Source organism: Azospirillum mesophilum (genome assembly GCF_053470405.2).
Genome location: NZ_JBPXMQ020000051.1, coordinates 1 through 17,098 on the forward strand (window position 1 = coordinate 1; position 17,098 = coordinate 17,098).

The 17,098-nt window shown below is 68.4% G+C and carries 17 protein-coding genes; 3 read left to right on the forward strand and 14 right to left on the reverse strand.

Translation table 11 applies throughout. The features are described from left to right. Window positions 1-133: 133 nt before the first annotated feature. The 3 genes from ACSVC7_RS28640 to ACSVC7_RS28650 form a co-directional block, all read right to left on the reverse strand. Entirely contained in the window at window positions 134-700 is a 567-nt protein-coding gene (locus tag ACSVC7_RS28640) for a hemerythrin domain-containing protein (protein ID WP_448208010.1), read from the reverse strand. After that, window positions 697-1,719, reverse strand: coding sequence for a fumarylacetoacetate hydrolase family protein (locus ACSVC7_RS28645; RefSeq protein WP_448208011.1), 1,023 nt, complete (start codon window positions 1,717-1,719; stop codon window positions 697-699). The genes ACSVC7_RS28640 and ACSVC7_RS28645 overlap by 4 nt, the downstream gene beginning before the upstream one ends. Before the next feature lie 81 nt (window positions 1,720-1,800). After that, window positions 1,801-2,925, reverse strand: coding sequence for a homogentisate 1,2-dioxygenase (locus ACSVC7_RS28650; protein ID WP_448208012.1), 1,125 nt, complete (start codon window positions 2,923-2,925; stop codon window positions 1,801-1,803). Window positions 2,926-3,052: 127 nt separating this feature from the next. Between ACSVC7_RS28650 and ACSVC7_RS28655 the strand changes: the two genes are divergently transcribed. After that, complete coding sequence (locus ACSVC7_RS28655; protein ID WP_448208013.1) at window positions 3,053-3,568, forward strand: MarR family winged helix-turn-helix transcriptional regulator; 516 nt, start codon at window positions 3,053-3,055, stop codon at window positions 3,566-3,568. A 10-nt stretch (window positions 3,569-3,578) separates the two neighbouring features. Here ACSVC7_RS28655 and ACSVC7_RS28660 read toward each other — a convergent pair whose 3' ends face one another. The 5 genes from ACSVC7_RS28660 to ACSVC7_RS28680 form a co-directional block, all read right to left on the reverse strand. After that, complete coding sequence (locus tag ACSVC7_RS28660) at window positions 3,579-4,355, reverse strand: ABC transporter ATP-binding protein (protein ID WP_448208014.1); 777 nt, start codon at window positions 4,353-4,355, stop codon at window positions 3,579-3,581. Next, on the reverse strand, window positions 4,352-5,335 hold the full coding sequence (locus ACSVC7_RS28665; protein WP_448208015.1) for an ABC transporter ATP-binding protein: 984 nt from the start codon (window positions 5,333-5,335) through the stop codon (window positions 4,352-4,354). The genes ACSVC7_RS28660 and ACSVC7_RS28665 overlap by 4 nt, the downstream gene beginning before the upstream one ends. Beyond that, window positions 5,332-6,225 (reverse strand): nickel transporter permease, encoded by an 894-nt coding sequence (gene nikC, locus ACSVC7_RS28670; protein WP_448208016.1) that lies wholly within the window; start codon window positions 6,223-6,225, stop codon window positions 5,332-5,334. The genes ACSVC7_RS28665 and nikC overlap by 4 nt, the downstream gene beginning before the upstream one ends. Continuing rightward, window positions 6,222-7,241 carry an ABC transporter permease gene (locus tag ACSVC7_RS28675; protein ID WP_448208017.1) on the reverse strand — a complete coding sequence of 340 codons (1,020 nt, stop codon included), beginning with the start codon at window positions 7,239-7,241 and terminating at the stop codon, window positions 6,222-6,224. Before ACSVC7_RS28675 ends, nikC begins: the two co-directional genes overlap by 4 nt. 257 nt (window positions 7,242-7,498) lie before the next feature. Further along, a complete protein-coding gene (locus ACSVC7_RS28680) occupies window positions 7,499-9,094 on the reverse strand; it encodes an ABC transporter substrate-binding protein (RefSeq protein WP_448208018.1) in 1,596 nt (531 codons plus the stop codon). A 612-nt stretch (window positions 9,095-9,706) separates the two neighbouring features. Between ACSVC7_RS28680 and ACSVC7_RS28685 the strand changes: the two genes are divergently transcribed. After that, window positions 9,707-9,883 (forward strand): hypothetical protein, encoded by a 177-nt coding sequence (locus ACSVC7_RS28685; RefSeq protein ID WP_448208019.1) that lies wholly within the window; start codon window positions 9,707-9,709, stop codon window positions 9,881-9,883. A 54-nt stretch (window positions 9,884-9,937) separates the two neighbouring features. Continuing rightward, complete coding sequence (locus ACSVC7_RS28690; protein WP_448208020.1) at window positions 9,938-10,159, forward strand: hypothetical protein; 222 nt, start codon at window positions 9,938-9,940, stop codon at window positions 10,157-10,159. A gap of 119 nt (window positions 10,160-10,278) precedes the next feature. Here ACSVC7_RS28690 and ACSVC7_RS28695 read toward each other — a convergent pair whose 3' ends face one another. From ACSVC7_RS28695 to paaH, 6 genes are all read right to left on the reverse strand, one after another. Further along, window positions 10,279-10,473, reverse strand: a complete 195-nt coding sequence (locus ACSVC7_RS28695; protein ID WP_448208021.1) for a DUF2783 domain-containing protein — start codon at window positions 10,471-10,473, stop codon at window positions 10,279-10,281. A gap of 28 nt (window positions 10,474-10,501) precedes the next feature. Then, window positions 10,502-12,163 (reverse strand): FAD-dependent oxidoreductase, encoded by a 1,662-nt coding sequence (locus ACSVC7_RS28700; protein WP_448208022.1) that lies wholly within the window; start codon window positions 12,161-12,163, stop codon window positions 10,502-10,504. 205 nt (window positions 12,164-12,368) lie between these two features. After that, entirely contained in the window at window positions 12,369-13,679 is a 1,311-nt protein-coding gene (gene paaK / locus ACSVC7_RS28705) for a phenylacetate--CoA ligase PaaK (protein WP_448208023.1), read from the reverse strand. An 88-nt stretch (window positions 13,680-13,767) separates the two neighbouring features. After that, window positions 13,768-14,976, reverse strand: a complete 1,209-nt coding sequence (gene pcaF / locus ACSVC7_RS28710; RefSeq protein WP_448208024.1) for a 3-oxoadipyl-CoA thiolase — start codon at window positions 14,974-14,976, stop codon at window positions 13,768-13,770. A 141-nt stretch (window positions 14,977-15,117) separates the two neighbouring features. Next, window positions 15,118-15,555, reverse strand: coding sequence for a hydroxyphenylacetyl-CoA thioesterase PaaI (gene paaI, locus ACSVC7_RS28715; protein WP_448208025.1), 438 nt, complete (start codon window positions 15,553-15,555; stop codon window positions 15,118-15,120). Next, window positions 15,548-17,098, reverse strand: a complete 1,551-nt coding sequence (gene paaH / locus ACSVC7_RS28720; protein ID WP_448208026.1) for a 3-hydroxyacyl-CoA dehydrogenase PaaH — start codon at window positions 17,096-17,098, stop codon at window positions 15,548-15,550. Before paaH ends, paaI begins: the two co-directional genes overlap by 8 nt.

The following is a 17,098-nucleotide window of genomic DNA, read 5'->3' on the forward strand; positions in this document are numbered from 1 at the left end:
AAAGCATAGCGTCGCATCGGTCGGCCCTCCCGTCAGCCGACGCTCTATGAATCACGCATTCCGCCCGCTGGGAATCCCCTAACTGACGACACGCCCTAGGGAGGGGGCAAAGCTTGGCTTGGAAACCGCTTTTCTAGTGCCCGTCCGCCAGCCCGTAGGGCGCCGGCGCCAGGTTCACCACGCGCGAGTAGAGCGCCCGTGAATCCTCCTGCGCCTCGTCGCTGAACAGAGGGTCCTTGTTGTCGGCGAAGGCGGCGTTGATCTCCGCCCAGTCCTCCGGGTGGAGCGCCCGCTTCGCCATGGGCATGACGACGCCCTCTTCCTTCTGCAAATGCCGCAGTTGCAGCCGACGGTACTCCTCGGCCGCCTTGCGGAAGGCCGCCGCACCCCCGGAGGCGCCCGTCTTGTAGGCCTTCAGGGCGGCGCGCAGGCCGGTGGTGGCTTTCAGGCACAGGTCGTGCTCGGCCTCCAGCTCGTCCAGGATGCCGGCGGCATCGGGGTCGCGTTCGCGCAGGGCCTTGAACAGGAAGAGGTCTTCCTTGGGGTGGTGGTAGGTGTCCGGGAACTGCTGGAGATAGTCCACGATGGCGGTCAGCAGCGCGAAGTCCGGCTCCGCCTCCCGCAGCACCACGTCGAAGAGGTTGACCACACGCATCAGGTTGCGGTGCTCGGTCTTGATGACGGTGAGGGCATCGGTCATGGGACGGGTCCTCCGTAGCGGACCACCTCCTGGTCGATGGCGCCGAAGACGGACGCGCCGGCCGCGTCGAACAGCTCGATCCGCACCCGGTCGCCGAAGCGCAGGAAGGGGGTCTGGGATTTGCCCTGCTGGATGGTTTCGATGGTGCGGATCTCCGCGATGCAGGAATAGCCGACGCCGCCCTGCCCCACCGGCTTGCCCGGTCCGCCGTCCAGCTTGTTGGACACGGTGCCCGACCCGATGATGGAGCCCGCCGCCAGCACGCGCGTCTTCGCCGCGTGGGCCACCAGCGTCGGGAAGTCGAAGGTCATGTCCACCCCGGCGTCCGGTTGGCCGAACAGCTCCCCGTTCCGGTGGGTGACCAGCGGGCGATGGAGCTTGCCGCCGTCCCAAGCCTCCCCCAGCTCGTCCGGCGTGACCGCGACGGGGGAGAAGCTGGAGGCCGGCTTGGACTGGAAGAAGCCGAAGCCCTTCGCCAGCTCCGCCGGGATCAGGTTGCGCAAGCTGACGTCGTTGACCAGCATCAGCAGCCGGATGTGCCCGCGCGCCCGGTCCGTCGACACGCCCATGGGCACGTCGTCGGTGATGACGGCGATCTCCGATTCGAAGTCGATGCCGTAGGCCTCGTCCGCCACCGGGATCGGGTCGCGAGGGCCGAGGAAGGCGTCGGAGCAGCCCTGGTACATCAGCGGGTCGGTCCAGAAGCTGGGCGGCATCTCCGCCCCGCGCGCCTTGCGCACCAGCTCCACATGGTTCACGTAGGCCGAACCGTCCGCCCACTGGTAGGCGCGCGGCAGCGGCGAGGCAGCCTTGGCCGGATCGAAGGGCTCGCCGGCCTGAGCGTCCGCGTTCAGGTCCCGATACGCCTCCTCCAGCCGGGGGGCCAGCGCCGCCCAGTCGTCGAGCGCCGCCTGCAAGGTCCGGGCGATGCCGGGAACGGCCCGGCACCGCGCCAAATCCTTCGACACCATCACGAGCGTGCCGTCCCGGCCGCCCGCCTTCAGCGTTGCCAGCTTCATGCCGTCCGTCTCCTCCCTTTCTTGACCCCTCGCCCGCCTCCCTCTCCCATCGGGGATGGGCGAGGGTTTTCTCCATTGCCCTTACCGGGCCTTCCAACTGTCGACGTAGCCTGTCCATTCCGTGGCGGCCATGCCTTCGTAGACGTCCAGCGGGTCGCGGGTGTCGAGCATCACGGCGACCTCGTCGGTCTCCTTCCGCTCGAACTTCTGGGCGATCTCGTAGGCCTTCGGGTGCGGGCCGTGCGGGAAACCCGAGGGGTGGTAGGTCACCATCCCCGGATGGATGTTGTCGCGCGAGAAGAACTGGCCGCGGTGGTAGAACAGCACCTCGTCATAGTCTTCGTTCGAGTGATAGTAGGGCAGCTTCAGCGCCTCCGGGTCCGACTCGATGGGCCGGGGCACGAAGGTGCAGACCACGAAGCGGGAGGCCACCCAGGTGCAATGGGCGCTGGGGGGCAGGTGGTAGCGGTGGCTCATCAGGGGCCGCAGGTCGCGCCAGTTGATGCGGACCGGGGCCAGGTCCCCATGCCAGCCCACCGCGTCCAGCGGGTTGAAGGGATAAACCATGGAATTTACGCGCCCGCGCTTCTTGATGCGGACGACGGTTTCGCGCTCGTGCTTCTGGTCCTGGAACGCCTCGTCCAGGGCAGGCACATCGAGCATCGCCGGGTCGAAGATGGCGTGCGTGCCGACCAGACCCTTGTGGGGAAGCTGGTAGGCGTCGTTCGTCGCCTCGATCATCAGGGCGGTGACGGGCTCGTCCGCCTCCAGCCGCCAGGCGGTGTTGCGCGGCAGGACCACATAGTCGCCCTCGCGCACCTCCAGATGGCCGTAGTCGCAGAAGAGATGCCCGCCGCCCTGGTGGAAGAACAGCAGGTCGTCGCCATCGGCGTTGCGCACCAGATGCTCCATCCGGCCGCTGAAGCGCCACAGCCGCATCTGCGTCGCCCCGTTGCCCATCAGGCGCAGGGCTTCCAGCGGGCAGTCGGTCACCTGTTCCGACCGGGTCAGGTCGAAGGCGCGGGGCCGCAGGTCTCCGTCGAAGTGCGTCCAGCCGGTGGGCGGGTGGGCGTGGTGCATCTGGGTCGCCGGACCGAAAAAGCCCTCCCGCCCCATCTCGCGTTCAAAGGTGCCGGCGGGCAGGCGGACGTGGGCTTGGCGGGTGGCGGTGCCCTCCACGCGCGGGAACGAGATCCAGTTCTTCACGGGCCTTCTCCCCATCAAATTTTGTGCTTGGTCGTTGGCCTCTATGTTAGTTTCAATTGAAACTGTTGCAAGCAGAAAATCGTGGCGCAGGATGGAGATACGGACTCCCCACAAGGCGCGACGACCCATGGCCTCCCCCCGCCGCAAGCGCTCCGGCAGCGAACCCGACGTGTCGACGCTGCACCTGACGCACTTCCTGCCCTACCGGCTGTCGGTGCTGACCAACGTGGTCAGCCACACGGTGGCGAAGCTGTACGAGAAGCGGTTCGGCATCACGATCCCGGAATGGCGCGTCATCGCCGTGCTGGGCAGCGGGGAGACGCTGAGCGCCGGAGAAATCGCCCGGCGCACCGCCATGGACAAGGTGCAGGTCAGCCGCGCCATCAGCCGCATGCTCGACTCGGAGCTGATCCTGCGCGAGTCGGGCGACACCGACCGGCGCAAGGCGCTGCTGACGCTGACGCCGAAGGCCATGGGCATCTACGCGGAGATCGTGCCGCTGGCGCTGGCCTACGAGAACCAGCTGACCGACGCCCTGACGGAGGAGGAGTCCGAACAGCTCGACCGGCTGATGGCGAAGCTTCAGGCCCGGGCCGACCAGCTCGCGTCCTCCCCGGGGCAGACGCTGGCCGAGAAGGCGTGAGGCGCGCCCCTCACGCGAAATCCCGGAAACTGTCCGCCGCCGCCCGGTCGTAGCCCAGGCTGGCGCGCAGAAGCTGCTGCGTGTAGCCCTCCCGCGCCTCGCCCCGGCGCAGGGTCGCAACGTCCATCTCCTCCACGATGCGGCCACGGTTCATCACCGCCAGCCGGTCGCACATGGCCGCGACCACCGCCAGATTGTGGCTGACCAGCACGTAGGTCAGCGCGTGTTCCGCCCGCAGGCGCTTCAGCAGGTTCAGGATCTCCGCCTGCACCGACACGTCCAGCGCGGAGGTCGGCTCGTCCAGCAGCAGCACGCGCGGCTCCAGCACCAGGGCACGGGCGATGGCGACGCGCTGGCGCTGCCCGCCGGAGAGCTGGTGCGGGTAGCGGAAGCGGAACTGCGGCCCCAGCCCCACGTCCCGCAGCACCCGGTCGATGCGCGCGTCGGCGTCGCCCAGCCGGTGGATGGCGATGGGCTCCGCCAGGATGCGGTCGATGGTGTGGCGCGGGTGGAGCGAGCCGTAGGGATCCTGGAAGACCATTTGGCAGGTCTTGAAGAAGCCCTTGTCGCGGTGCCGCTTTTGCGGCTTGCCGTCCACCGTGATGCCGCCGGTCCAGTCGTGGTTCAGCCCGACGACGGCGCGCAGAACCGTGGATTTTCCTGAGCCGGACTCGCCCACCAGCCCAAAGCTCTCCCCCGGCTTCACCTCGAAGGACACGCCGTCCACGGCCACCACAGCGTCCGCCCCGTGGCCGAAGGTGACGCGAAGGTCGCGAACGCCGATCATAGCCCGCCCTCCCCGCCTTGTCCCCTCTCCCCTCCGGGGAGAGGGTTAGGGTGAGGGGGTCTCGGCGACGCTGGTACGTCCGGCAGAAGCGCAACCCCCTCACCCCGACCCTCTCCCCAGGGGGGAGAGGGAGATGCATCCTCCAGCCAGGCCGGATCCCGCGTCAACACCGGCAACTGCTCCCGCGTGTCGTCCAGGCGGGGCAGGCTGTCGAGGAGGCCGCGCGTGTAAGGGTGCTTGGCGTTGTGCAGCTCCGATGCGCGGCAGGTTTCCACCACGCGGCCGGCGTACATGATCAGAATGCGGTCGCAGAAGGAGGCCACGAGGTTCAGGTCGTGGCTGATGAAGATCAAACCCATCCCACGGCTGCTGCACAGCTCGTCCATGATGGCCAGCACCTGCATCTGCACGGTCACGTCGAGCGCGGAGGTCGGCTCATCGGCGATCAGCAGGTCGGGGTTGGGGATCAGCATCATGGCGATCATGATGCGCTGGCCCATGCCGCCCGACACCTCGTGCGGGTAGAGGTCGTAGACGCGCTCCGGGTTGCGGATGCGCACGGCCTCCAGCATCTCCAGGGCGCGCTGCCGGGCCTCCGCCTTGCCGGCCCTGGTGTGGACGCGGTAGGCCTCCGCGATCTGCCGGCCCACGGTCATCACCGGGTTCAGCGAGAATTTGGGGTCCTGCATGACCATGGAGATGCGCCGGCCCCGGATGTCGCGCAGGCGCTTGTCCGACGCGGCCAGCAGGTCTTCGCCCTGGAAGCTCAGCCGGTCGGCGGTGACGAGGCCCGGCGCGGGCACCAGCCGCAGGATGGCGCGCCCGGTCATCGACTTGCCGGAGCCGGACTCGCCGACGATGCCCAGCTTCTCCCGCCCCACGGTGAAGGAGACGCCGCGCACCGCCTGCATCATCCCCGTCCGGGTCGGGAATGAGATGCGGAGGTTCTCGACCTCCAGCAATGGCCGATCGTCCGTCATGCCTTCGGGTCCAGCACGTCGCGCAGGCCGTCGCCCAGCAGGTTGAAGCCCAGGCTGACCACGAAGATGGCGATGCCCGGCATGGTGGCGACCCACCACTGCTCCAGCACATATTGGCGGCCGGTGGCGATCATGGCGCCCCACTCCGGCGCCGGCGGCTGCGCGCCGAGGCCGAGGAAGCCCAGCCCCGCCGCCGTCAGGATGATCCCCGCCATGTCCAGCGTCACCCGCACGATCAGGGAGGAGCTGCACAGCGGCACCACATGGCCCAGAATGATCCGGACCCGCGAGGCCCCTTGCAGCCGCACGGCGCTGATGAAGTCGCTGCGGCGGATGGTGATGGTCTCGGCCCGCGCGATGCGGGCGTAGGGCGGCCAGGAGGTGATGGCGATGGCGATGATCGCGTTCTCGATCCCCGGCCCCAGCGCGGAGACGAAGGCCAGCGCCAGGATCAGTTTCGGGAAGGCCAGGAACACGTCGGTCACGCGCATCAGCACCGCGTCCACCCAGCCGCCGAGATAGCCGGCGGCCGTCCCGATCAGCAGCCCGGCCACCGGCGCCGTCACCGCGACCAGCGCCACGATCATCAGCGTCAGCCGCGACCCATAGAGGATGCGCGACAGGATGTCCCGCCCGAAGGCGTCGGTGCCCAGCCAGTGCAGGCCGCCCGGCGGCATCAGCCGGTTGCCGAGGTCCTGCGTGTAGGGATCGAACGGCGCCAGCAGCGGGGCCAGCGCCGCCAGGACCACCAGCAGCAGCACGATGCCCAGCCCGATCATGGCGAGTGTGTTGCGGGAAAAGGTCAGCCAGCCGAGATAGATCCGCCCCAGCCGCGCCTGCGCGCGGGAATGCGGGGTTTCGGTCGTCAGCCACGCGCGCGCGGTCGTCATCGCGCCCTCGGGTCGAGAAGTCGGTACAGCAGGTCGGACAGCAGGTTCAGGCCGATGAAGACCGCCCCCACCACCAGCGTGCCGCCCAGCACGGCGTTCATGTCGGCGCTGAGCAGCGAGTTGGTGATGTACAGCCCCAGCCCCGGCCAGGCGAACACCGTCTCCGTCAGCACCGATCCCTCCAGCAGGCCGGCGTAGGACAGGGCCACCACCGTGATCAGCGGCACGGCGATGTTGCCCAGCGCGTGGCGCCAGATCACCCGCGCCTCCGACAGGCCCTTCACGCGGGCGGTGGTGATGTATTCCTGGCGAAGCTGGTCCAGCATGAAACTGCGCGTCATGCGGGCGATGTAGGCAACGCTGTAGAGGCCCAGGATCCCCGCAGGCAGGACGAGGTGGGCCAGCGCGTTCCAGAACACCTCCGTCTCGCCGGCCAGCAGCGCGTCGACCGTGATGATGCCGGTGACCGGATCGACCAGCCCTTCATAGAACACATCCACCCGCCCCGGCCCCGGCGCGATCTCCAGCCTTGCGTAGAAGACCAGCAGGGCCATCAGCCCCAGCCAGAAGACGGGGATGGAATGGCCGATCAGCCCGATCACCCGGATCAGATGGTCCGGCCAGCGCCCCCGGTTGACCGCCGCCAGCACCCCCGCCGGCACGCCCAGCAGCACGCCGACGACGACCGCCGCCGTGGCAAGCTCCAGCGTCGCCGGGAAGACGCGCAGGATGTCCTCCAGCACCGGGCGGGAGGTCAGCACCGACGTGCCGAAATCGCCCTGAAGCACGTCCCCGACATAGCGCAGGAACTGCCGCCACAGCGGCAGGTCCAGCCCCAGCTCCTGCCGGACGCGGGCGTAGGTGTCGGCGGACACGCGGTCGCCGACCACCGCCAGCACCGGGTCGATCGGCACCACCCGCCCGATCAGGAAGGTGACGAGCAGCAGCCCGAGAAAGGTCAGCGCGACGGAGACGAGCAGCCCCGTCCCCCGCACCACATGTCGCCGGCCCGGCAAGCTCGGGCGTTTCAGGAATACAGCCACAACTCTCCCCAGCACACATCCCCCTCTCCCCTCTGGGGAGAGGGTCGGGGTGAGGGGGTCGCGCCCCCTGGTACATCCGGCAAAAGCGCATCCCCCTCACCCTAACCCGGTCGCTCGCAAGTCTCGCGACCACGCTTCACCTACAGTCGCCTTCGGCGCCTGTCCGGCTTCGCCGTCGGTTCCGCGCCCCGGAGGGGAGAGGGGATTGAAGGGAGGACGAGGACAGACGGTTACTTCTTGCTGACCTTCCAGTAGTAGTTGCTGTCGAAGCTCGGCCCCCACACCAGGCCCTGGACGTTGCTGCGCTCCGCGATCACTTCGGTCTGCTGGAACATGATCACGAAGGGGGAGGTGTCCAGCACCTCGCGCTGAAGCTCCTGGTACATCGCAGCGCGCTTGGCGGTGTCGCGCTCCTGCACGGCGGCTTCGGTCTTCTTGGTCAGATCCGGGATGTTCCAGGCGTTGCGCCAGGTCAGCGGCTTGGCCTTGGCGTTGTCGGCGTTGTCCGGGTTGGCGGCGAAGGTGTCGGCGTTGGTGTGCGGGTCCTGGTAGTCCGCACCCCACTGGTACAGCAGCATGTCGTGGTTGCGGGCGCGGTATTTGGTGACGACCTGCTTGCCGTCCGCCGGCAGCAGGTTGATCTTCACCCCGGCCGCCGCCGCGCTGCCCTGGATGGCCTGGGCCATGTCCATGCTGGGGGAGGTGTTGCGGACGTCCATGGTGATGCTGAAGCCGTCCGGATAGCCGGCCTGCTTCAGCAGTTCCTTGGCCTTGGCGGGGTCGTACTTGTAGGGGTTGTCGTCCAGCGCGCCGAGGAATCCCTTGGGCAGGAAGGCCTGATGCACGGTGCCGAGGCCGTTCATGATGGTCTTCGCCATGCCGTCGTAATCGACGAGGTACTTGATGGCCTTGCGCACCTCGGGCTTGGCCAGGATCTCGTTCTTCTGGTTCAGGCCGAAGTAGTAGAGCGTGCCCTTCGGCGCCTGCACGATGCGGATCTTGTCGTTGCCGCGCAGGGGTTCGAACTGCTCCGGCTTCAGGTTGCGGGCCACGTCCACGTCACCCTTTTCCAGCAGCAGGCGCTGGGTCGCCGGCTCCGCGATGTGGCGGACCAGCACGCGCTTCACGGTCGGCGCGCCGCCCCAGTAGTTGGGGTTGGCGTCGAAGGACAGCAGCTCGCTCGCCTTCCACTGCTTCAGGATGAAGGGGCCGGAGCCGGCGGAGGCGGTCTTCAGGAAGGCGTTGCCGAAGTCGCCGTTGACCTCCTTGCTCTTGACCAGCTTCGAATCGACCACGCTGCTCACGTCGGCGGTCAGGCAGTAGAGCACGAAGGTCGGGGCGTAGGTCTTGTCCGTCTCGAACACCAGGGTGCGCGGGTCGGTGGCGCGGACCTTCTGGTCGACATTCTCCGGCGTCAGCCCGAACTGGGTCAGGATGAAGGCCGGCCCCTTGTTCATCTTCACAGCGCGCTGGAAGGAATACGCCACATCCTCCGCCGTCAGCGGGTTGCCGGAGTGGAACTTGATCCCGTCGCGAATCTTGAAGGTGAAGGTCCGGCCGTCGTCGGACACGGTCCAGCTTTCCGCCACTTGCCCGTCGATCTTGCTGACGTCGTTGACGTCGAAGCGGATCAGCCGGTCGTAGACCTGCGCGCCGTACTCCGCCCCCGACAGCTCGAAGATCTCGCCGGGGTCGAGCGTCACGATGTCATCGAACTGCCAGGCCATCACGAAGGTGTCCTTCGGCGTTTCCGCCAGGACCGGGGTGGCTGCGGTGGCGAGCGAAAGTACGGCCGCGCCGATCAGGCGGCGAGCGAGCGTGTTCATGGTCTCCGTGCTCCCTGCGAATTCTCTTTGCGATTGGAATCCTTTAGTCGTGCCGCAGGGATGATCCGGCTGCGCGGGACACTCTGTCAAGCGGACGCCGGTCATACGGCAGGGCTATCGCATTTGGCGCTTTTAGCCCTCTCCCCTCCGGGGAGAGGGTGGCCCGGAGGGCCGGTGAGGGGGTTGTGCGTGGCGGTATGTCCGGCATAAACGCAACCCCCTCACCCTAACCCTCTCCCCGGAGGGGAGAGGGAATTGAAATGCGATAGCCCTGGGTCATACGGGGCGGAGCAATCGGCGCAGGACCGGGATTGGGCGTCCTTGGGCGGATTGTGCAGCCCCCGAGCGCTGCACAATGGCGGAAAACGGCCGTTTCGTGAGCGCCCGCAAGGGTTTGCTGTGATCCGTTCGTACGCGGTCATTGTGCATCGGATGCACAACGATGTGTGTGCGTATCAAACGGCGCCGCGCGGGCGGGCGCGGTTCGGTCCTTGATGGGGGCAGAATAGCGGGACCGCAGAAACGGATCAAGAACGGGAGGAGTGGGAACCACCGGGAGCTTGCCGGGCGCGGCCGGTCCTCCACATCACTGGCGACGGAACGGAGGACGCGATGGACGACGACCGGAACCCCGAGAACGGGCAGGCGCATGTGCCGAAGCCGCCCAGCCGCGCCGAGATCGAGAAGATCAGCGAAGCCCAGAAATACATCACCGACGACTGGACCGGCGACGGCGGAAAGCCGGCGGATGCTCCCGAACAGAAGTCCCCCGAACAGAAGGACGGTTGAGTCCGTACCCCTTCAGCGCGTAGCGTCGTTCCACGACCACGCGCGGGGAGCATCATGATCGGGAACGACGGTAAGCCGGTGTCGAAAGAGGCGTTGCGCCAGCACCTCGCCGCCTACAACACGCAGTCGCGCGGCTCCAAGGAGTTCGCGGCGATCCCCCGCGCGCTCGTCACCATCTGCGACAACCTAAAGGCCGGCAAGACCACCTACGTGAAGTGCCTGGACGGGCAGTTGCAGTTGTCGCGGCGCAAGGACAACAGCGTGCAGGCGGCGTAACGCCGGCCCCCTCCCCAACCCTCCCCCGCCTTCGGCGGTGGAGGGGGCTGCCGCCACACCGCTCAAGCCCCCTCTCCCGCGCAGCGGGGGAGGGTTGGGGAGGGGGCAAGGGGCTTCGCTCACACGCCCTTGCGGGCGAGCGCCAGGGCTTCCGTCAGCACCTCCATGTCGCCGATGTGGTTGGCGAGCAGCAGGACCAGCTTGGCGTTGACCATGCTGCTCTGCTCGGCGGTCAGGTCGCGGTGGGTGTCGATCAGCGCCTCGTAGAAGTCGTCGGGGCTGGCGAGGCGGTTGTCGGTCACGAGCGTGGCCATGGGCGGTTTCCTCCCTGAACGTTGCTTCTTATTGAAGGCCGACGGCGCGGTTCAGCGCGGCGGCCAGTTTGTCGGCGTCGAAGGACCGCCAGCGGGCGGCGACGTGCTGGTCCGGGCGGATCAGGTAAAGCGTGCCGGGGGTGGCGTCGTAGCGCTCCCGAAAGCGGCCGTTCACGTCCAGCAGTTCGTTCGGCAGGGCTTCGCGGCGGCGGTCGGTGACGGCGTACCACGCGAAGGGGATCGGCCCCCGCGCCAGCGCGTCGAGCTTGTCGGCGACTTCCGCCGGCACCGGGTCGGACCCGGCGGCGTAGAGCGCCACGAAGCGTCCGCCCAGCCGGTCCATCAGCCAGCCCGGCTGCCCTTCAGCCTCCACCGACGCGTCGATGGCCGGGGCGCCCGGCACCATCTTGCCCGCGAAGGTGTCGGTGTCCGGCGTGTTCAGCGGGCTGTCGGCGTAGGTGGTCGGCGTGGACAGCCGGCCGGAGTTGACCAGGGAGCGGGCGAAGGGATGCTCCCCCGCCAGATTCAGCACGGCGTCGCGGAAGGTGCGGCTGACGTCGCTCTTCGGCGTGATGAAGTCGGTGGAGCGGGTGGAGTTCAGCAGGTTCTCCCTGGCCGCCGCCACGCGTTCGTCCGAATAGCTGTCGAGCAGGCTTTCGGGGGCAACGCCGTCCAGCACCAGCTTCAGCTTCCACGCCAGATTGTCGGCGTCCGGCACGCCGGAGTTGGCGCCGCGCGCACCGAAGGGGCTGACCTGATGCGCGCTGTCGCCCGCGAAGAAGACGCGGCCGTGGCGGAAGTTCTCCAGCCGGCGGCACTGGAAGGTGTAGACGGACACCCATTCAAGCTCGAACTCCGTGTCCTCGCCCAGCATGGCCTTCAGGCGGGGGATGACGCGCTCCGGTTTCTTTTCCTCCTCCGGGTCGGCGTCCCAGCCCAGTTGGAAGTCGATGCGCCAGACGTTGTCGGCCTGCATGTGCAGCAGGGTCGATTGCTTGCGGTGGAAGGGCGGGTCGAACCAGAACCAGCGCTCCGCCGGGAAGTCGGCCTTCATCACCACGTCGGCGATCAGGAAGCGGTCCTGGAACACCTGCCCGACGAAGTCCAGGTTCAGCATCTTGCGGATGGAGGACTTGGCCCCGTCGCAGGCGATCACCCATTCCGCTTCCAGCGCGTAGACGCCGTCCGGCGTTTCGACCTGGAGGACGACATGGTCGTCCTGCTGTTTGACCGACAGCACGCGCGACTTCCAGCGCAGGTCCACGCGGTCGGTCTTCGTCGCCCCGTCCAGCAGGTATTCTTCGAGGTAGTATTGCTGGAGGTTGATGAAGGCCGGGATCTTGTGGTCCGGTTCGGGGAGCAGGTCGAATTGGTAGACTTGGCGGTCGCCGTGGAAGACCTTGCCGATCTTCCAGACCACGCCCTTGTCGATCATGCGCTGCGCGGCGCCCAGCCGGTCCCACACCTCCAGCGCGCGCTTGGCGTAGCAGACGGCGCGGCTGCCGATGCTGACCGTGTCGTCCTCGTCCAGCACGACGACCGGCACGCCCTTCTGTGCCAAGTCGATGGCCGCCGTCAGCCCGACCGGCCCGGCGCCGACCACGACGACGGGATGGCGCCTCACCGTGCCGGTGCGCTGTTCTTCGGACGGGATGTATGGGAATTTGGGGTAGGCGTAGGTGGCGTGCATGTGCGTTTCCCCCGGTGTTTCTTTGTATGAGTGATTCTTTATTTGTTTCGTATGATACAGTTGCAAATGATACTTTTCAAACGGAAAAGTCCTTTTGGGGAAGGGCTTTTACCCCCTCCCCGACCCTCCCCCGCTGCGCGGGAGAGGGAGAAAATCCCCTCCACCGCGGTAGCGGGGGAGGGTTAGGGAGGGGGCAATCGCAGTCTCACCCCTTCGGCCGCAAGTCCCGCACGCGCTTCGCCTTGCCTTGCGAGCGTTCCAGCGTGTGGGGGTCCACCACCTCGACCGCCGTGGTGATGCCGATCAGCGACTTGATGCGGTGTTGCATGTGCTTGCCGAAGGCCTTCCGGTCGTCCGCGGCGTAGTTCGGCGACACCTCCACACGGACGGCGAGGTTGTCCATGTGGCCGTCGCGGGAGACGACCAGCTCGTAATGCGGGGCGAACATCGGTTCCTTGCAGATCAGCTCTTCGATCTGGGTGGGGAAGACGTTCACGCCGCGGATGATGAGCATGTCGTCCGACCGGCCGGTGATCTTGTCGATGCGCCGCATGGAGCGCGAGGTCGGCGGCAGCAGCCGCGTCAGGTCGCGCGTGCGGTAGCGGATCATCGGCAGGCCTTCCTTGGTCAGGGTGGTGAAGACCAGTTCGCCGTATTCGCCGTCCGGCAGCACCTCGCCCGTCTCGGGGTTGATGATCTCCGGGTAGAAGTGGTCTTCCCAGATGACCGGGCCGTCCTTGGTCTCCACGCATTCGCTGGCGACGCCGGGACCCATGATTTCCGACAGGCCATAGATGTCCACGGCGTCGATGCCGAACTTCTGCTCGATCTCTCCGCGCATGGCGTTGGTCCAGGGCTCGGCGCCGAAGATGCCGACGCGGAGCGAGGTCTGCCATGTCTTCAGCCCCTGCCGCTCCATCTCCTCCGCGATGTTCAGCATGTAGGAGGGGGTGACCATGATGATGTTCGGCTCGAAATCGCGGATCAGCTGGACCTGCCGCTCCGTCTGGCCGCCGCCCATGGGGATGACGGTGCAGCCCAGCCGCTCCGCCCCGTAATGCGCGCCGAGGCCGCCGGTGAACAGGCCGTAGCCGTAGGACACATGCACCCGGTCGCCGCGCCGCCCGCCGGCCGCGCGGATGGAGCGCGCCACGAGGTCGGCCCAGTTGTGGATGTCCGCCTCGGTGTAGCCGACCACCGTCGGCTTGCCGGTCGTGCCGCTGGAGGCGTGCAGGCGCACCAGCTCCGTCATCGGCACGGCGAACAGGCCGAAGGGGTAGGTCTGGCGCAGGTCGTCCTTCACCGTGAAGGGGAAGAGCGCCAGGTCCTTCAGCTCCTTGAAGTCGGCGGGGGTGACGCCCTTCTTCTGGCACTTGGCGCGGAAGTGGGCGACGTTCGCGTAGGTGTGCTGGAGCGACCACTTCAGCCGCGAGACCTGCATGGCCGTGATCTCGTCCCGGCTGGCCGTCTCGTAATGGTCGAGTTCGTGCTGAAGCGGCTTGTTCAGGATCAGCATGGCGTTCTCTCCCCAAAGATGCGCTTCGGCCTGTTGTTATTTTGTTGGCCGCGCGTATTGATTCAGATGCAACAATGTAGGCACTCGTTCACGCGCGCTCCAGCATCAATGCGATACCCTGCCCCACCCCGATGCACATGGTGCACAGCGCGCGGCGAGCCCCACGCTGTTCCAGCTCGATCAGGGCGGTGCCGGCCAGCCGGGCGCCCGATGCCCCCAGCGGGTGGCCGAGCGCGATGGCCCCGCCCTGCGGGTTCACATGCTCCGCATCGTCCGGCAGGCCGAGCAGCCGCAGCACGGCCAGCGCCTGCGCCGCGAAGGCCTCGTTCAGCTCCACCACGTCCAGGTCGGCGATGGTCAGGCCCAGCCGCGCCAGCAGCTTCTGCGAGGCCGGGGCCGGCCCGATGCCCATGACGCGCGGCGGCACGCCCGCCGTGGCAAGGCCGGTGATCCGCGCGCGCGGGGTCAGGCCGTACTTGCGCACCGCCGATGCGGAGGCGACCAGCAGGGCGCCCGCCCCGTCGTTGACGCCCGACGCGTTGCCGGCGGTGACCGTCCCGCCCTCCTTCCGGAAGGGGGTGGAGAGCTTCGCCAGCGCCTCCAGCGTCGTGTCGCGGCGCAGGTGCTCGTCCCGGTCGACGATCTTCGGCTCGCCCTTGCGCTGGGGGATGGTCACGGGGACGATCTCCAGCGCCAGACGGCCGGACTCCTGGGCGCGCGCGGCGCGCTGCTGGCTGCGCAGCGCGAAGGCGTCCTGGTCGGCGCGGTTGATCCCATAGTCGGCGGCGACGTTCTCCGCCGTTTCCGGCATGGAGTCGATGCCGTGGGCGGCCTTCATCCGCGCGTTCACGAAGCGCCAGCCGATGGTCGTGTCGTAGACCTGCGCGTCGCGGGAGAAGGCGCTGTCGGCCTTGCCCATGACGAAGGGGGCGCGGGTCATGCTCTCCACCCCGCCGGCGATCATCAGGTCCGCCTCCCCCGCCTTGATGGCGCGCGCCGCCGTGCCCAGCGCGTCGAGGCCGGAGCCGCAGAGCCGGTTGACGGTCGTGCCCGGCACCTCCACAGGAAGGCCCGCCAGCAGGGACGCCATGCGGGCGACGTTGCGGTTGTCCTCCCCCGCCTGGTTGGCGCAGCCGAGGATCACGTCGTCCAGCGCCGCCCAGTCCACGCCCGGATTGCGCTCCATCAGCGCCCGCAGCGGCACGGCGGCCAGATCGTCCGCCCGCACCGCCGCCAGCGCCCCGCCGTAGCGCCCGAAGGGCGTGCGAACCGCGTCGCAGAGATAGGCTTCGGTCATGGTTCCTCCCGGAATTTCTTGTTTTTGAGGCCCCCTCCCTAACCCTCCCCCGCCGTTGGCGGTGGAGGGGACTGCCGCCGCTTCGCACAAGCCCCCTCTCCCGCGTAGCGGGGGAGGGTTGGGGAGGGGGCAAATGCACGCCTACAGCGCCACCACCTCCCCCTGGATCCGCGACGACTGCCCGCGGAAGATGCCCACCACCACGCCGTCCTGGTTGGTGACGGTGGTGTCGTAGACGCCGTTGCGGCCGCGCCGGTGCACCTCGCGGCATTCGGCCGTCAGCACGTCGCCGAGCTTCGCCGGGGCGGGGAAGACGATGGAGCAGGCCGCCGCCACGGTGACCTCGTTGCCGGCGTTGCAGGCGTAGGCGAAGGCGGTGTCGGCCAGCGTGAAGGTCATGCCGCCGTGACAGATGTCGTGGCCGTTCACCATGTCCTTGCGCACGGTCATGGTCATGCGGGCGTAGCCCGGCGCGATCTCCGCCAGTTCGATGCCGTGGGCGATGGCGCAGTGGTCGCGCTCGTACATGCCCCGGCCGACCGCTTCGGCGATGTCCTGCGGCTTCTTCTTGTCAGTCATGGAAGAAGGTTCCTCCCCAAACTTTGCGGCGCAGCAGCGCCGAGGCGCGGTAACGGTCCTCGCCGTAGGTGTGGGCCAGCGCGTCCAGCACATCGACGATCAGGTCCAGCCCCACCGTCTCCGCCCAGGCGAGCGGGCCGAGCGGGTAGTTGACCCCCCGGGTCATGGCCGTATCGACGTCGGCGGCGCTCGCCACCCCGTGCAGCACGGCGTCGGCGGCCTCGTTCGCCAGCATGGCGACGGTCCGCATGACCAGAAGGCCCGGCAGGTCGTCCAGCACCGACACGCGCTTGCCCAGCGCCTGGAACAGCCCCGCCGCCTTGGCCGCCGCCCCCTTCGCGGCCCCGTCCGCGACGGCAATCGCGATGCGCGAGGCGAAGGCGTAGTCGCGGGCAAGGTCGAACAGAACGAGGTCCTGCCGCCCGACCTCCGCCGCGTGCTGGGTTGCGCTGCGCCCGTCCGTCAGGGTCAGCGTCACCCCGTCCACGACCAGCCGCCCGATGCGGTTGCGGCCGAAGGGGCGGGTCGGCTGCGGCCCCGGCAGGGTTTCCACGGTGATGCCGGCCTCGCGGATCGCCCGCACCAGCGCGTGCGCCGGGCCGAGGTGCCCTTCCACCGACACGACGGAGGGGCGGGGCGATTGCGGAGCGTCCTTGGCCGTGGGCTTCGCCGCGTCGGGGCCGTAGTCGAAGAAGCCGCGCCCGGTCTTGCGGCCGAGCCGCCCGGCCTCCACCAGCTCCTGCTGGATCAGGGAGGGCTGGAAACGCGGGTCGCCGAAATAGGCGGCGTGGACGGAGCGCGTCACCGCGAAGTTCACGTCGTGGCCGATCAGGTCCATCAGCTCGAACGGACCCATGCGGAAGCCGCCGCACTCCCGCATCACGGCGTCGAGCGTCGCCGGGTCGGCGGCGCGCTCCTGCAAGGCGCGCAGACCCTCGGCGTAGAAGGGCCGCGCCACGCGGTTGACGATGAAGCCGGGGGTGGAGCGGCAATGAACCGGGCTCTTGCCCCAGGCCTTGGCCGTGGCGAACAGCGTGTCGGCCACGGCGCGGTCGGTCGCCAGCCCGCTGACGATCTCCACCAGCGCCATCAATGGTGCCGGGTTGAAGAAGTGCAGGCCCGCGAAACGCTCCGGCCGGGACAGGGGCGCGGCGATGGCTGTGACCGGCAGGGAGGAGGTGTTGGTGGCGAGGATCGCGTCCGGCGCCACGATGCCCTCCAGCTCCCGGAACAGGGCGCGCTTGACCTCCAAATCTTCGACGATGGCCTCGACGACCAGCGTGGCCGGGGCGAGGTCCGCCAGACCGTCCACCGGCTGCAAGCGGCCAATCAGGGCCGTGCGGTCGGATTCGGCCATTTTGCCCTTGGCGACCAGCTTGCCCAGCGCGTCGGCGATGCCCTGCACGGCCTTGGCCGCAGCGCCCGCCCGCGCGTCGGCCATCAGCACGCGGTGGCCGGCCGCCGCCGCGACCTGGGCGATGCCCGCCCCCATGGCGCCGCAGCCGACCACGGCCACGGTCGCCGCACCATCGAGTGCGGTCAT

Coding starts and splice junctions, on each gene's coding strand:
- ACSVC7_RS28640 (WP_448208010.1), bottom strand. CDS start 700: ATGACCGATGCCCTCACCGTCATCAAGACCGAGCACCGCAACCTGATG.
- ACSVC7_RS28645 (WP_448208011.1), bottom strand. CDS start 1,719: ATGAAGCTGGCAACGCTGAAGGCGGGCGGCCGGGACGGCACGCTCGTG.
- ACSVC7_RS28655 (WP_448208013.1), top strand. CDS start 3,053: ATGGCCTCCCCCCGCCGCAAGCGCTCCGGCAGCGAACCCGACGTGTCG.
- ACSVC7_RS28660 (WP_448208014.1), bottom strand. CDS start 4,355: ATGATCGGCGTTCGCGACCTTCGCGTCACCTTCGGCCACGGGGCGGAC.
- ACSVC7_RS28665 (WP_448208015.1), bottom strand. CDS start 5,335: ATGACGGACGATCGGCCATTGCTGGAGGTCGAGAACCTCCGCATCTCA.
- nikC (WP_448208016.1), bottom strand. CDS start 6,225: ATGACGACCGCGCGCGCGTGGCTGACGACCGAAACCCCGCATTCCCGC.
- ACSVC7_RS28680 (WP_448208018.1), bottom strand. CDS start 9,094: ATGAACACGCTCGCTCGCCGCCTGATCGGCGCGGCCGTACTTTCGCTC.
- ACSVC7_RS28685 (WP_448208019.1), top strand. CDS start 9,707: ATGGACGACGACCGGAACCCCGAGAACGGGCAGGCGCATGTGCCGAAG.
- ACSVC7_RS28690 (WP_448208020.1), top strand. CDS start 9,938: ATGATCGGGAACGACGGTAAGCCGGTGTCGAAAGAGGCGTTGCGCCAG.
- ACSVC7_RS28695 (WP_448208021.1), bottom strand. CDS start 10,473: ATGGCCACGCTCGTGACCGACAACCGCCTCGCCAGCCCCGACGACTTC.
- ACSVC7_RS28700 (WP_448208022.1), bottom strand. CDS start 12,163: ATGCACGCCACCTACGCCTACCCCAAATTCCCATACATCCCGTCCGAA.
- paaK (WP_448208023.1), bottom strand. CDS start 13,679: ATGCTGATCCTGAACAAGCCGCTTCAGCACGAACTCGACCATTACGAG.
- pcaF (WP_448208024.1), bottom strand. CDS start 14,976: ATGACCGAAGCCTATCTCTGCGACGCGGTTCGCACGCCCTTCGGGCGC.
- paaI (WP_448208025.1), bottom strand. CDS start 15,555: ATGACTGACAAGAAGAAGCCGCAGGACATCGCCGAAGCGGTCGGCCGG.
- paaH (WP_448208026.1), bottom strand. CDS start 17,098: ATGACCGCACTCGATGGTGCGGCGACCGTGGCCGTGGTCGGCTGCGGC.